General features: G+C 47.6%; 18 protein-coding genes and 1 riboswitch. Of the genes, 6 read left to right on the top strand and 12 right to left on the bottom strand.

Going from position 1 to position 14,132, the window contains the following annotated elements; all coding sequences use genetic code 11:
* From thiE to tenA, 4 genes are read right to left on the bottom strand one after another with little or no spacing between them, the layout of a single operon-like run.
* Window positions 1–642, bottom strand: coding sequence for a thiamine phosphate synthase (thiE, locus tag KNO68_RS11420; protein WP_214774084.1), 642 nt, complete (start codon window positions 640–642; stop codon window positions 1–3).
* A complete protein-coding gene (thiD, locus tag KNO68_RS11415; RefSeq protein ID WP_215112501.1) occupies window positions 611–1,450 on the bottom strand; it encodes a bifunctional hydroxymethylpyrimidine kinase/phosphomethylpyrimidine kinase in 840 nt (279 codons plus the stop codon). Before thiD ends, thiE begins: the two co-directional genes overlap by 32 nt.
* Window positions 1,447–2,238, bottom strand: coding sequence for a hydroxyethylthiazole kinase (gene thiM / locus KNO68_RS11410; RefSeq protein ID WP_215112500.1), 792 nt, complete (start codon window positions 2,236–2,238; stop codon window positions 1,447–1,449). The genes thiD and thiM overlap by 4 nt, the downstream gene beginning before the upstream one ends.
* Window positions 2,235–2,909 carry a thiaminase II gene (tenA, locus tag KNO68_RS11405; RefSeq protein WP_031421962.1) on the bottom strand — a complete coding sequence of 225 codons (675 nt, stop codon included), beginning with the start codon at window positions 2,907–2,909 and terminating at the stop codon, window positions 2,235–2,237. Before tenA ends, thiM begins: the two co-directional genes overlap by 4 nt.
* Window positions 2,910–2,997: 88 nt before the next feature.
* Window positions 2,998–3,102: riboswitch (TPP riboswitch) on the bottom strand.
* Window positions 3,103–3,229: 127 nt separating this feature from the next.
* Between tenA and KNO68_RS11400 the strand changes: the two genes are divergently transcribed.
* Complete coding sequence (locus KNO68_RS11400) at window positions 3,230–3,634, top strand: ion channel (protein WP_240499863.1); 405 nt, start codon at window positions 3,230–3,232, stop codon at window positions 3,632–3,634.
* Window positions 3,635–3,641: 7 nt separating this feature from the next.
* Here the strand turns inward: KNO68_RS11400 and KNO68_RS11395 are convergent, their stop codons facing one another.
* The 3 genes from KNO68_RS11395 to KNO68_RS11385 are packed head-to-tail and all read right to left on the bottom strand — an operon-like array spanning window position 3,642 to window position 5,271.
* Entirely contained in the window at window positions 3,642–3,794 is a 153-nt protein-coding gene (locus KNO68_RS11395; RefSeq protein WP_012727577.1) for a hypothetical protein, read from the bottom strand.
* 50 nt (window positions 3,795–3,844) lie between these two features.
* A complete protein-coding gene (locus KNO68_RS11390; protein ID WP_215112499.1) occupies window positions 3,845–4,672 on the bottom strand; it encodes an aminoglycoside 6-adenylyltransferase in 828 nt (275 codons plus the stop codon).
* Window positions 4,669–5,271 (bottom strand): pentapeptide repeat-containing protein, encoded by a 603-nt coding sequence (locus KNO68_RS11385; protein ID WP_215112498.1) that lies wholly within the window; start codon window positions 5,269–5,271, stop codon window positions 4,669–4,671. Before KNO68_RS11385 ends, KNO68_RS11390 begins: the two co-directional genes overlap by 4 nt.
* Window positions 5,272–5,326: 55 nt before the next feature.
* Between KNO68_RS11385 and KNO68_RS11380 the strand changes: the two genes are divergently transcribed.
* Window positions 5,327–5,776 (top strand): NUDIX hydrolase, encoded by a 450-nt coding sequence (locus KNO68_RS11380; RefSeq protein WP_215112497.1) that lies wholly within the window; start codon window positions 5,327–5,329, stop codon window positions 5,774–5,776.
* A 2-nt stretch (window positions 5,777–5,778) separates the two neighbouring features.
* On the opposite strand, the gene KNO68_RS11375 is transcribed toward KNO68_RS11380, so the two are convergent.
* Window positions 5,779–6,456, bottom strand: a complete 678-nt coding sequence (locus KNO68_RS11375) for a YjjG family noncanonical pyrimidine nucleotidase (RefSeq protein WP_214685239.1) — start codon at window positions 6,454–6,456, stop codon at window positions 5,779–5,781.
* A gap of 572 nt (window positions 6,457–7,028) precedes the next feature.
* Here KNO68_RS11375 and KNO68_RS11370 point away from each other — a divergent pair.
* The gene (locus KNO68_RS11370) at window positions 7,029–8,486 is read left to right on the top strand and encodes an aldehyde dehydrogenase family protein (protein ID WP_078147818.1); all 1,458 of its coding nucleotides are present in this window, start codon (window positions 7,029–7,031) and stop codon (window positions 8,484–8,486) included.
* Window positions 8,487–8,523: 37 nt separating this feature from the next.
* Here KNO68_RS11370 and KNO68_RS11365 read toward each other — a convergent pair whose 3' ends face one another.
* The 4 genes from KNO68_RS11365 to KNO68_RS11350 all read right to left on the bottom strand — a co-directional run bounded on the left by KNO68_RS11365 (window position 8,524) and on the right by KNO68_RS11350 (window position 10,553).
* On the bottom strand, window positions 8,524–8,862 hold the full coding sequence (locus tag KNO68_RS11365) for a zinc ribbon domain-containing protein YjdM (protein ID WP_078147819.1): 339 nt from the start codon (window positions 8,860–8,862) through the stop codon (window positions 8,524–8,526).
* A 66-nt stretch (window positions 8,863–8,928) separates the two neighbouring features.
* Complete coding sequence (locus KNO68_RS11360; RefSeq protein ID WP_215112496.1) at window positions 8,929–9,441, bottom strand: GNAT family N-acetyltransferase; 513 nt, start codon at window positions 9,439–9,441, stop codon at window positions 8,929–8,931.
* A gap of 92 nt (window positions 9,442–9,533) precedes the next feature.
* Window positions 9,534–9,863, bottom strand: a complete 330-nt coding sequence (locus tag KNO68_RS11355; protein ID WP_012727586.1) for a four-helix bundle copper-binding protein — start codon at window positions 9,861–9,863, stop codon at window positions 9,534–9,536.
* 78 nt (window positions 9,864–9,941) lie between these two features.
* Entirely contained in the window at window positions 9,942–10,553 is a 612-nt protein-coding gene (locus tag KNO68_RS11350; protein WP_214685236.1) for a protein kinase family protein, read from the bottom strand.
* Between the two features lie 148 nt (window positions 10,554–10,701).
* Between KNO68_RS11350 and KNO68_RS11345 the strand changes: the two genes are divergently transcribed.
* From KNO68_RS11345 to KNO68_RS11335, 3 genes are all read left to right on the top strand, one after another.
* Entirely contained in the window at window positions 10,702–11,598 is an 897-nt protein-coding gene (locus KNO68_RS11345; RefSeq protein ID WP_078147822.1) for an aldo/keto reductase, read from the top strand.
* Between the two features lie 286 nt (window positions 11,599–11,884).
* Complete coding sequence (locus KNO68_RS11340; RefSeq protein ID WP_078147823.1) at window positions 11,885–13,150, top strand: hypothetical protein; 1,266 nt, start codon at window positions 11,885–11,887, stop codon at window positions 13,148–13,150.
* Window positions 13,151–13,255: 105 nt separating this feature from the next.
* Window positions 13,256–14,113, top strand: coding sequence for a pirin family protein (locus KNO68_RS11335; RefSeq protein WP_078147824.1), 858 nt, complete (start codon window positions 13,256–13,258; stop codon window positions 14,111–14,113).
* Window positions 14,114–14,132: the final 19 nt, after the last annotated feature.

Raw genomic sequence — 14,132 nt, 5'->3', positions numbered from 1 at the left:
TCATAGACAAGCGAAACGCCGGGTAGCCGTTGCTACATCCGGTGCAGAAGCGATGGCAGAGATGACGGCAACACCGTCAGCCCCGTCAGCCATAATAGCAGGGACATGCTCTGGACGAATGCCCCCGATCCCCACAATCGGAAGCAGTGGGTGGTGTCGGCGAACTTGTTGAATCAGTTCCGTACCACGCACTTGTCCTGCATCCAACTTACTTTGCGTCTCATGAATCGGACCGATGCCGACATAATCTGCAAATGGAAGAGCCATTCTGACTTCCTCCATCGTATGGACAGACACCCCCAACCATTTATCTGGTCCTAGCCGTTCTCGAACCTGTTTGGCAGGTAAGTCATCCTGTCCAACGTGGATGCCATCCGCGTCAATCGCGAGCGCCAAGTCGACGTCGTCATTGACGATGAACGGAACACCCGCTTCTCTACACAGACGGTGGAGCGTCCTTGCCATTGCTTCTTTTTCATCTCCATACAATGCATCTTTACCTTTTTCGCGAAATTGAAAACATGTCACACCACATCGAAGAGCCGTTTTGACGGTCGCTACCAAATCAGATGCATCCGTCGTTCCACACACAAAGTAAAGGCGAAGCTGCTTAGCGAGCGCTTGTTTCGTACATGACGTCAACGGTAATCACCTCTTCTTTCGCTAAACGATGTCCCCAATGATTCGTCGGTCCATGCCCCTGTCCAATCGATAATTCATGTGTAATCGCTTGATGGATAAATTGTTTTGCATCTACGACTGCTTGACGCAATGTCTTCCCATATGCCAGTTCGGCCGTCAAAGCTGCAGAGAACGTACATCCCGTCCCGTGCGTATCTTTCGTTTGGATTCGAGGTGCTTTTACACGGAACGCTTCAGTTTCACTCATAATTAAATCAACGGCTTCCACATCATCCGCGTGCCCACCTTTGATAATGACGGTATCGACCCCAAGGGCTCGAATCGCCTGCGCGGCTTTCATACGGTCTGCCTCCGTTCGAATGTCCATTCCCGCTAAGACTTCTGCTTCAGGAATATTCGGGGTCACGATGGTTGCCTGCGGTAGCAACTTCGTGCGCAGTGCTTCGACTGCACTAACTTGCAACAAGGAAGCGCCACCTTTCGCCACCATGACCGGATCGACCACCACATGTTCGAAATGATATCGTTCGAGCTCTTTCGCTACCGCTTCAATTCGTTCCGCATCCACCAACATCCCGGTTTTACAAGCGGTGATGTTAAAATCATCCGCTACCGCATCAATTTGTTGGATAATCATTTCCGTGGAAATCGCCTCGATTCCATGGACCCCAAGTGTGTTTTGGGCGGTAATCGCAGTCAACACACTCGTCCCGAACACACCGAGCTCTTGAAACGTTTTTAGATCGGCTTGAATCCCAGCTCCGCCCCCTGAATCAGATCCTGCAATCGTCAATACTTGCGGTCTCATGATGTCGACACCTCGATTCGATTCGTCGGGATTGTATATTGCGTCAATTGATGGAGTGCATTTAAAAAGTGAATCGGGAAGTCTCCCGGCCCTTCTGCCCGTTCACTCGCTAGCTCCCCACAATAGGCGTAGCCTGACATGGCGGTCACCGTCGCTTTGAGGGCATTCTTTTCGACTGCCAAGCAAGCTCCGACCACCGCACTCAGTAAACACCCTGTACCAGTCGTCTCAGTCATCCGTTTCGTCCCACCTCGGACTTCCATGACGACATGTCCGTCACTGACCATATCTTCTTTTCCAGTCACGGCCACGACACATCCGTATCGTTTCGCTGCTTCAAGCGCCAATTGTCTCGGCTCGCATGCACCGTCACCCGCATCGACACCACGAGCCGCCCAATCGACGCCAATCAATGTCGCAATCTCTCCTGCATTCCCTCGAATGACCGATACACGAACATGACGCAAAATGCGTTCGACCACATCTCGTCGAAATGACGTCGCTCCGACACCGACCGGGTCGAGTATAATCGGGCATCCCGCTTCGTTCGCCGCCTGTCCTGCGCGAATCATCGTCGCTTCCGTCATCGTTCCAAGTGTACCGATGTTAAGTACGAGCGCGTCGCTCACGAATGTCATCTCTGCTACTTCTTCAATCGCGTCTGCCATCACTGGAGAGGCGCCGATCGCGAGCAGTCCATTCGCTGAAAAATTCGCCACAACCGTGTTCGTGATGTTGTGAATCAATGGCGCCTGCTGTCGAATCTCATTCCAAATCTCATGTCTCATTGGTTGACCTCCTGCGACAATGTCCACGACTCAAGCGTCCACGCCATTTCCCAAAAAGCGACTTCGTAATAGCAACTCTTCAAGAACAGTTTCGTATAACGTACACGTTCCTCTTCCGTCGCTTGACCAGCCAGTTCATCCAACCGATCAATTTGCTCTTCCACCAGTTCGCGGAACCATTCAGAGCCGTATGTCGCAATCCAGGCCGAATAAATCGGATGGTCCGGACGCTTGTCTTTCAGACGTTCACCAATCTCGTAATACACCCAGTAGCATGGAAGAATCGATGCCAGCACGTCCCCGAGAGTCGGTCCTGCCTGTTGCATATGGAGCGCATACGCATAAGCGGTCGGTGCTGGCTCAAATGTCGCCAATTCGACATCCGTCACGTTGAGCATCGTAAAGAACTCTCGATGAAGGGAGAGTTCCGCCTCAATCGTGTGTAAGGCATGCGTCAAAAAGCGGCTCGATAGTTCCATCGTCGGTGCGAGGGTTGCCCCTTTCGCCTGCACTTTTGAAAACTGATTCAAATAGTATGAGTCTTGCATGACATAATGTCTGAACTTCTTCTCATCGAGCGTCCCTTCTCCGAGTGAACGAACAAATGGGTGATGAAAGCTTGCCTCAAACAATCCATCCGCTTCTTGACGTAAGTGATCTGTAAATTTCATACTAACTCCCCCTTATAAAAGATAAAAAGACGCCGCCTCCCATAACGGAAGCGGCGTCTCGAACAGTCATATATAGGTGAAGCCATATGAGTCGTCTCGCCCACTTCCCTACGCTAGCGTGAACTAGATCAGGTTCGAAGGGTCTGGACCTTGTCCATCTCAGCCGCGTGACGCGACTCCCCTAGTGGCAAACATTATGAAATTCAGTCGTCTTCGACCACATTCTATCAATCTTTTGATCAATTGCAAACCTTTTCCGATTCTGTTTTTCATTCATCGCTTAGGGAATGGATAAATGAATTCATTTACATGAAAAGGATGTGTCCGGATTGAATACGATTTTATTAACCATTGCGTTACTCTTCATCAGTTTGAACGTGTTTTGGTTTTTCAAACGTAAAACGTACAAGCAAACAGGATTTGATGGGAGATTGTTCGCTCAGTTGTTCGTTAGCCTACTTGGTGTCATGTTAGGATTCACATTGATTTATTATGCTTTGTCTCGTGATTCAGTCATTCTTGTGACTTCACTCGAATCCATGAATGCCGTTGAACCGACTTGGGAAAACCTCCTGTATTTCAGCGGGGTCACTTTATTATCAATCGGATTTGGTGATTTGTTGCCGATTGGTTTGACCCGATTATTCGCCATCATCGAAGGCGCCATCGGTATTTTGTTACCGAGTGCCTTCTTCATCAAATCGATGTATCGAAAAGACAAGTGAACATGTCCTAGCGCCCCGTGATGAGTAAGAACATATTAAATGCGACGAGACCAAGGGGAAGCATCGCAACCAAAATGATTGGCCATTTCTTTAAACGAATGCCGACAAAGAGGACAAGACTTCCGACTAGAAGAGCAATAAATGTCGTATATGGGTTCATGAAAAAACGCTCCTTTCTCTATAAGGAGCGTTTCCCGGCTCTCGGCCTCATTAATCGTTCGAATGTCGAAGTGTAGCACATGCGGCACGGACGCGTCTGGCTTCTTCTTCCCGGAAGACGAAATCACCTTGTTCCGCGACACGCTGCGCGCAAAAGAAGAAGAGTGATTGCAGGCGGTCATGTGTGTCTTCAATGGCACTCAACTCAGCTGAAGCGTATGTTGCCGTGAGCATCTCCCATAACTCTTCCGGCAAGTGGTCGCGGATTCCGTCACCGGACTTCCCAAGATTCACGGAGAATTCCGTCGCATAGCCAATGTTCCACTCCATCATCTGACGGAGCATATTCCGCATGATATCGAGGTGGTCGAGCGCGTATAACACCTGGTGTCGCTTGATTCCTTTGACAACATAAAGTGACACCCACCAAAACTCATTCCAACATGCCGCATACTCGTCAGCAGACGGACGTTTCACACGATACGACATGTCTGACGGCGTGACGACCGGATGATGATCTCGGTCAAAGATGATTTGACTGAGCGAGTCGGCTTCAAGCATGGTTTCAAGTTGATCCACACTTCGAATCGTCAAATCAATCCGATGTCCGTCCACATATTGCACTAAAAACGTTACAAGTCGTTCGGAATCAGTCGTTTCAGGTGTCTGCATGATTAAGACCTCTCCAAACGTGTCAATCCAAGAACGATCAATCGCAACCGCTTGAACGTCTTCCACATAAAAGGCAAGGTCGACATCCTGATATGGATCTGGTTGGATATTCGGATTGACGAGTGAACCGTTCAAGACGACCGTTCGAATCTGTTCACGTTCTTTTGCGAACGCAATCAACTGCTCAATGATTTGTTCTGGTTTCATTCTACAATCGCCCCCAATGAGCGCGCGACTTGAATCGCCTGCATCGCGTCTAGTTTTGTTTGTTGTAACGTCACGTTCGAAAAATCAACCCCATCGACGAGTGCTCCTTTGAAGTCGGCACCACGGCACACCGCATGTTGGAGTGTCGCACGGGTCAAATCGGCCTGATGCCAAACCGTCTCGGTCAAGTCCGTTCCATAAAGGTCCGCCTCGACCAAACGAACGTGGGACCAATCCATCTTCTTGAGCGACACGTGACGAAGGTTGACGAATGACCAATCCCCTTCCGTTACATGGACGCCCTCAAACTGACTCTCCTCAAAGGAAGATCCCGTCATTTTACATTGCTCAAACTCACTCGTGAACAAATTGGCACCATGGAATTGACAGTTTAAAAATGAACTCCCGACATGACGGGACGCATTCCATTTTGAATCCGTGAAGTCGCAGTTGATGAACTGACAGCGTTCCGTCTGTAGTTCCGTCGCATCAACGTATGTGAAGCGACAGTTCTCGAACGTAACGTGTGACAACACTTCGTCACGGAGTGTCACGTCACGAAAATCTTCATCTCGATATTGCGTATGTGGTTGAAACATATGATCCCTCCTTCAGGTATACTAGAACAGATTACAATGATTGGAAGTGATATAGATGGATCTCGTATTTCCTACTGAACATGGCGTTTTCAATTACCGCGTTGCCGGTATTTTTGTGAAAGACGGTCACGTATTGATTCACCGAAACGTCCGGGATGACTTTTGGGCATTACCCGGCGGTCGCGTCACGCTCGGTGAAGAGGCCGCAACCGCCCTCGCACGCGAGTTACATGAAGAATTGAACATGCACGTGACTGATACCACGTTCGCTTTCGTGCATGAGAACTTATTTACGTACAACAATCAGCCGTTTCATGAGATTGGACTGTACTTTTATGTAGACGGTGACCTCCCGCTCCAAGACGGAGACTTTTATGGACCTGAAGGAGATCACCTGATTTATCGTTGGATAAAGCTTGACCGTCTACAAGACGTCACGCTTTATCCGGAAATACTCGCTCAACTCCCGAACCGTTTGCCAACTCATTCACTCAATCCAGCTTGAACTTAGAGTAGCGATTTCAACTCGTTTAAATGTCGAATCTCATACGTTGACTCGATCGTCGCGGCCACTTCGTTTGGATTGAACCAGCAAGTATCCAAACCATACATCCGCCCACCGGCGATGTCTGCCGTGACTGAGTCGCCGATGATTAAGCCCTTCTCTGGCTCTACATTCGGGATTCGGTCGAAGACGTAGTCAAAGAACGGTTTCATCGGTTTTTGCGAGCCGGTCGCATCCGATACGAAGATGTCTTGGAAGTACGGCAATAGTCCCGATGACTCTAGCCGTTTGAATTGCGTCTCTGTCACACCGTTTGTGACGATATAGAGTGGATAGTGCGCGCTCAGCGTTTGGACAATCTCTAACGCGCCTTCAATCATGTGTACGCCTGCATGTAAGTAGTCCCGATACTGCTGTTCGACCTGCGGACCGTCCACCGTGAGTCCGAGCGAATCAAACAGTTTCGTGTGACGACCGATGAGTACTTCTTCACGATCCACTTCGCCGCGCTCAAATGCGCGCCATAGGCCGCTATTAATGTCGACATACCGCGACTTCACCTCATCTGTCATCCGCACGTTGAAGGATGCAAGTAACTGTTCCAAGGCGACATGTTCACTTTGTTTAAAGTCTAGTAGTGTGTCATCAATATCAAATAAAATCGCTTCATAACGTTTCATATCTCTTTCTAACCCCTCTCTTCGTCTTAACTGTACAGGAAGTAGAATCGAACATCAAAAAAGGGAAATATCATGCATCCCACTCTCAATGTCTATTAGATGACTCGTTTGATTTTTGACCACCATGATTAATCAGAATCACGAGTGTCCCAATCAATATCACGACCGACCACATATGAACAATCCCCATTAGATTTAACGGCTTGAAGAAGTATCCCCAATCGTTCTCAAACAAGTAGGCAAAATAAACCGACACACCATATGATCCAAGCAAGGAAGCTAATACAAAGCGTATTCGTAAATGTCTCAAAGATTGCTTCGTTACCCACCAAATGACAATCGGTACAATTAAATATCCAAATGGAAAACCCCAAACATAATCCATTGCCGCCACAAAAAACGCCCAAGGCACGAAGAGGAATAAACTCACACAGAAAGTTTTCATCGTCTGCTCCTAAATTTGTTGAATTTATTTGATTCAAGTTTACCAAATCCAAAACATTGACATGTTTATTTTTCTAAAACAAGTGAATACTTCTTATGGTGAAGAAAAAATAAAGGAGTGTTCAAATATGCATACAGATTTTACGAACATGTACATCAATGGTGAGTGGGTAAATGGCTCAAGCGAGAAGTCGATTGACAACGTTAATCCATTCTCGAACGAGACTCTCTTCTCGATTCAATCAGCGGATGAAGAGGACTTGAATCGTGCTTATGAAGCAGCAAAAGCGTCTCAGTCGGACTGGGCCGACATGCTTCCACAAGCACGCCGTGAATTGATTGAGAAGTTTGCCCAGCTGACGATGGACAACAAAGACTTTATCGTCGATTGGCTCGTGAAAGAGTCCGGTAGTACACGCATCAAAGCAGAGAGTGAGTTCGCCGCATCAATGGCCATCATCAAAGAAGCCGCGACATTCCCTTTCCGTATGGATGGGCTCATCAAACCATCGATTGTGCCGAATAAAGAGAACCGGGTATATCGCAAACCACTTGGGGTCATCGGCATCATCAGCCCATGGAACTTCCCATTCCACTTGGCTGTCCGTTCAATCGTGACAGCTCTTGCAACCGGAAATACGGTCGTCGTCAAACCGGCCACTGCGACACCGGTCACGGGTGGTCTCCTATTCGCATCCCTCTTCGAAGAAGCAGGACTTCCAAAAGGTGTGCTCAACGTTGTCGTCGGACGAGGGTCTGAAATCGGGGACGCCATCGTCGAACACCCAATCCCGCGCCTCATCTCGTTCACAGGTTCGACCGAGGTCGGTCAAGGGATTGCAGAAAAGGCAGGTCGTTTGTTGAAGAAAACAGCACTTGAACTCGGTGGGAATAACGTGTTTGTCGTTCTCGATGATGCCGACCTCGACCGTGCCGTCGAATCAGCCGTCTACAGCAAGTTCTTCCACCAAGGACAAATCTGTATGTCGACGAACCGAATCCTCGTCGCCGAATCGATTCATGACGAGTTCGTGAATCGTTATGTCGAGCGCGTTAAACAGTTGAAAGCAGGTAACCCGAATGAAAAAGATACGCAAGTCGGCCCGCTCATCGACCACGATCAAGTCGATCGCATCTTAGACCAAATCGAGAAAACGGTTGATGCCGGTGCGACCGTTCATACTGGCGGGACAGCGGACGGCAACGTCCTCGAACCGACCGTCCTCAGTGGCGTCACGAATGACATGCCGCTCGCGAAAAACGAAATATTCGGTCCTGTCGCGGTCATCCTTTCGTTTAAAGATGACGAAGAGGCTGTCCGTCTTTCGAACGAATTACCGTACGGATTGAGCGGTGCCGTCCATGGCTCGGTTTACCGTGCAACCAATTTTGCACGAAAAGTCGAAACTGGCATGATTCACGTCAACGATCAGTCGGTCAACGATGAACCGCACATGCCGTTCGGAGGCGAGAAAAACTCTGGCCTCGGACGCTTCAACGGTGAATGGGTACTCGAAGAGTTCACGACGCTTCAATGGGTGTCCGTCATGCATGAACGTCGCGAGTACAAACCGTTCTTCTCGTAATACAAAAAGTGTTTCGGCAACTCGCCGAAACACTTTTTTAGATTTTCTTCACGAACTCCGACTTCAGTTTCATCGCACCAAGTCCCTCGATTTTACAGTCGATGTCATGGTCACCTTCCACGAGTCGAATCCCCTTCACTTTCGTTCCTTGTTTGACGACAAGCGAGGTCCCTTTCACTTTTAAATCCTTAATCACGGTGACGGTATCTCCGTCTTGAAGCGGATTTCCGTTCGCATCTTTGATTTGTGACGCCGCTTCCGCTTCTGCCGCCTCACGCGGTGACCATTCATATGCACATTCCGGGCATACGAGCAACGGACCATCCTCGTACACATAAGATGATTGGCATTTAGGGCAATTCGGGTACTCAGTCATTCCATTTCCTCCATTCGATTCACTCGTTCCAGTATGTCGTATGGTGGCTCAGTCTTTCTAGACCGTTCACCCTTCGGTAGGCGATGGAGGACCGTCTAAATCAAGTTGATAAAACGATAAATCGAGCCATTTGCCGAATTTATATCCGGCATTTCGAATCGTACCGGAATGAACGAATCCAACTTTTTCATGCGCACGGATACTCGTCACGTTCGATGCGTCAATTCCACCAATCACCGTTTTCATTCCTCTCACTTCGGCGATACGGATGATTTCTTTTAACAGTTTGTTGCCAATGCCTTTCCCGCGGTAACCGGGATGCACGTAGACTGAATGCTCGACCGTATAATGGTACGCTGGCCACGGACGGAATGGCCCGAACGTCGCAAACCCCATGACGACGTCATCCTCGACCCATACGATGATTGGACAATCTTGTTCTTTCTTCTCCTCATACCATGCCACTCGATTCTCGAGTGTCACCGGTTGATAGTGATAGACGGCCGTACTGTTTACAATCGCATCATTGTAAATATGTAAAATCATTTGAAGATCATCTCGTCGACAATTGCGAATCATCCCCATACCACCTTTTCGTTTTTTTCATTATACGAATCCCCTCTTCAAAAGACACGAAAAAAGTGACCGGTCCCATCAACCGGTCACTCAAATCATGCGGCTAAGCGGTCACACATCGAGGCGCATTCAGTACAAACTCTTGCGCATTCTTGGCAATGTGCGTGCTTATGTTTCCCGCACTCCTGTGCGCATGCTTTACAGATGACCGCACACGCTCGCGCGAGTTCAGGAACGAATGCCGAGTCACGCGTCATCGCCTCGGCAAGAAACGCACAGGCAGCGGCACATTCGCGGTCGAGTCGGATACAATCGACCATCATCTGAACATCTTTTTCTTCTAAACAAGATTCCAGGCAGTAGTTGCACGTTTCTACACATTCGTGGAGCATTTCAAGTTCGTTCGCATAGATCCGGTGAGCCATACATCATTCCCCTTTCGCTTCCTCAACTTTAGACACATTACTCCTGTTCCCTAATAAGCGAAAGAAAAACGACCCGGTTCAAGAATCCGGGTCGTTCACGAACTTACGATACAAGTAAGCGATTCGATTCAGCAGTGACTCATCATATTGTTTCGGCATGAAACGATAGCGATACAATCGATACATCCGCTTCAAGTCTTCCCACTGATGATCGATTTGTTGCCCTTGTCTGAAACGTGCCAAATCAATCAAGAAAATCTGCCCGTTCGGTGTCAAAATGATATTACGCAAGTGAACATCCGATGGCGTTAGTCCTAATAACCGTGCTTGTCGAAGCGCTTCATCCACTACCTCGATGTAAGAAGGGTCAATCCAGACGCCTTCCGTCAGACACTCAAATAGCGTCTTTCCTTCGATGTAATCCATAACGATATATGACGCACCGGACTCATAGCACTTCGGAAAGTAAGGGAGTCCCTTTAGTTTTTTATAGATTGCTGCTTCTTCGGTTGCGATTTGTTCATAGCCTGGAAAGAACACTTTAATGACACGATTCTTCTCCTTTAAACGAAACACGGCCGCACTTCGTCCAATTCCATGTAATCGAAGATCTGGGTGCATCGCGGCTACCTGAAACGAGTCACCCACCCGCTCGAAGGTGACGTCCGCATATTGTTCATAGTCACTCATCTGTCACGCCTCTTTCCTATTTCTCTTCTCTCTCATCATAGCGCATACAAGCTCATTTGACGCCAAAACTGCTCGAGTAGGTGACAAGTGACGTCTTTTCTCGTAAGACGTATAATGAAGAGCGACTGACAACCAAGGAGGAGTTACTATGCAACGCATCGCTTTGACAGAAGAATTATCATTCTCACGCATCGTCCATGGAATGTGGCGTCTCGCTGATTGGGACATGACCCCACAGGAACGCCTCACGTTTATCGAACAATGTCTCGAACTTGGCATCACGACATTCGACCATGCAGACATTTATGGCGGTTACACATGTGAAGGTTTATTTGGAGAAGCCTTAAAGTTAAAGCCTGAACTCCGAGATCAAATGGAGATCGTCACAAAGACAGGAATTAAATTGACGGGGTCATTCAACCCAGGTCAAACACTCAATTATTACGATACGACAAAAGAGCATATCATCGCGCAAGCAGAGCGTTCGTTAAAAGAGTTGGCCATTGACCACATTGATACATTACTCATCCACCGTCCAGATCCGCTGATGAATCCGGATGAAGTTGCCGAAGCCTTCATCACCTTGCGCGATAGTGGTAAAGTACGTGAATTCGGTGTATCTAACCATGTTCCGGCTACACAGAACTTGCTTCAATCTCGCCTTCCATTCCAACTTGTGACGAATCAACTCGAACTCTCTCCGATGCAATTGAAACATTTTGAGGATGGATCGGTCGATTTGTGTCACGAAAAACGAATGCCACTTATGGCTTGGAGTCCACTAGCCGGTGGTCAACTCTTCAAAGATGAACAGTATGCACCCCTTCGTGAAAAACTCGAGGAAATTCGTGCACGTCACAATGCAAGCGGAATTGATTCGATTGTGTATGCATGGCTCGTCAAACACCCTGCGAACATTATGCCGATTATCGGATCCGGAAAAATCGAGCGCGTTCAGACAGGAGTCGACGCCCTTCAAATCGACCTCACTCGTGAAGAATGGTTCGAAATTTTGAAGGCGGCACGCGGTCGAGATGTTGATTGAAGGAAACTTCATCAAATAAATCCCAGTGAATTATAAAGTGATAATTTAGAAGAATAATCGGCTTTTTTCAATGTCTCGTAATATCAACGTTTTTTCGTCAAAAATCGACATACAAAAAAAGTTAAAAAGTAAAAATAAGTCATAAATGGTTTTATACCCCGTCCAGTTCAAGTTGGACGGTTTTTTTGATTTTTTTTCGAAATAACAAATTAATTTTCCTAAGACTAAAGTCACAAAAAATTGGTGCTAGAATGGTGAAAGTGATTCATCGAAGGAGAGTACCGATGTGAAAAAGTACCTGATTTTCAGTACCCTCGTCATCCTGTTTTTCTTATTCGGATGCGAGGAAGAACGCGCACTCCGACTCCAACCCGCTCCTGAATATTATCAAGGACGTGCCCTGTTACCAAACGGACAACAAATTGAAATGCCCGAATCGGATCGTGCAGCGATTATCGAGTTATGTCAGCCTGACAACGCGATTCAAAGAATTCCAAGTGGTGAAAGACATTGGCTCGGGACGGTCACATTGAACCAACCGTTGACTAATGCCGCCACCGAATCTTCTTTTCCAACCGCAACTTTTTTCACTGTCGAAGATAAATCATATGTCCAATGTCAACTCGATTCCGTCACATATGCCACCGAAATTAACACGCTTCCTGAAAGTTTAAACGATGTTCAATATACGGCTGAACCTTATCCGGATGTTCCGAAATTCCGATTTGCTGAGCCCCATGAATATGAGCATTTCGCACAAGAGATGAAAAAGCCGATAGGTAATGAGCCCTATCCAGAAAGAAAAGGGATCGAGCATACACTTTTCCATATCACGATGCCTTTCAGTGGTGAATTTGAACTGACCTTTACATCGTCCGAAGCCAAAGACCGCCTCGTCATTCCTGTCGAATCAACAAGGCATCCCTATTTGTCACTCGGGCTCGGGACAGAAAAGTCTGATGAGGTGTTACAATACGCGATTTATACGAGCCGAGATCAAAATGACTATCAAGAAGTATTGCGACCGAAAGAAGCGCATATTTCACAAATGTTCGGAGCCAAAACAGCTCCGCAACTCCCTTCGGTTCTTGTACCGGGTCACGAGTATCCACTCTACAGTTTTACGTTCATGAAAAACGGAACGGCCCATCGTCAGAACGTCTCCTTGACGTATCATGAACCCAAGTTGTTGTATGGAAAAGAATTGAGTGAACAAATTCACGACAAATTAAGTAGTCAACGTCATGTCATTTTTCATGACTTGGCACTCCTTGGAACGGAATCAAAAGATGCCTCCTTCCTACAACATGTCGGTCAAGATGAAATGGAATTTATTTTTGGCGCCATCAAACGAGCTAACGCGACCGCCTATGCAGGCAAGACCGCTTCCACACCTTATGTGACCCTATTTCAAGGGATATGCGCCCAAACGTTTGATGTTAGCTATGATGGTGCAGATGTGTACGTGACCAATTCAGAGACAGGCGCCCATTTTAAGCTACTACGTGAGGATGCCATCAAGTGGTATAACCTGTTTGAACAAAACACTTAATCTGACAGATGCGAATGCGTCTGTCTTTTTGCATATTCATGAAGCAAATATAGTACGATGAGACATATTTTTTGGGAAGATAGGAAGAGAAAGGAGTGAATCTTTGTGACAAATCCATTTATACGTGACGTGAACCATCATTGGCGCGTCTCCTATCGACAAAACGGGTATCCCCATGTGCAACAGGGCTGGGTGTTACCTCCAGAACAAAAAGAGGAGTTCGATCCATTTATTTTGATGGCAGAAGACTGGTTCAAGCGTGGGACGTTTTCGGACCATCCCCATCGTGGGTTTCAAACAATCACGTATGTCATCGATGGTCGTCTAGAACATATTGATAATCATGGGGGACATTCGATTTTGGACGCCGGTGATGTTCAGTATATGAACGCCGGATGGGCCGCTAGACACGCCGAAGAAGCGGTCGACGATGATTTGATCCATACGCTGCAGCTCTGGTTGAATTTGCCGAAGTCATTAAAAACAACAACCACTTCCTATCAGAACGTATACGTCGAGGACGCACCCCTCGTTCCTTTCGACGGCGGGCAGCTTCGTGTCTATTCCGGCGAAATCGCGGGTGTAAAAGGGCCGATGGAAAGTCTCGTCCCCATCACGATGACAGAAATAACGCTGAAAGAAGGTGGCGAATACGAACACATCTTGCCTGCGAATCATAACAGCTTTTTGTACGTACTCGCTGGTTCAATTGAAGTTGGGTCTTCCAAAATCCCGCTCAGTAAAACTGATGTGGCGACACTGACGTTCGATGAAACATCTGAAGCGATGAGCACACTTCAACTGAAGGCCACGACGCGTACACGGGTGCTCATCTATTCCGGAAAACCGATTCGCGAAGACTATATTGCGCATGGTCCATTCGTGATGAACACGGAAGAAGAAATCCGCCAAGCTTTCCGCGATTATCATAGCGGCGGGTTCGGGCCCCCAGCCGTCAAATAAACAAAGGGAGCCTCTCGAC

Source organism: Exiguobacterium sp. s75 (genome assembly GCF_018617145.1).
In the GTDB taxonomy this organism is placed as follows: domain Bacteria; phylum Bacillota; class Bacilli; order Exiguobacteriales; family Exiguobacteriaceae; genus Exiguobacterium; species Exiguobacterium profundum.
The sequence above is the reverse complement of the archived record's forward strand: the minus strand, read 5'-3'. Positions and strand labels throughout refer to the sequence as shown.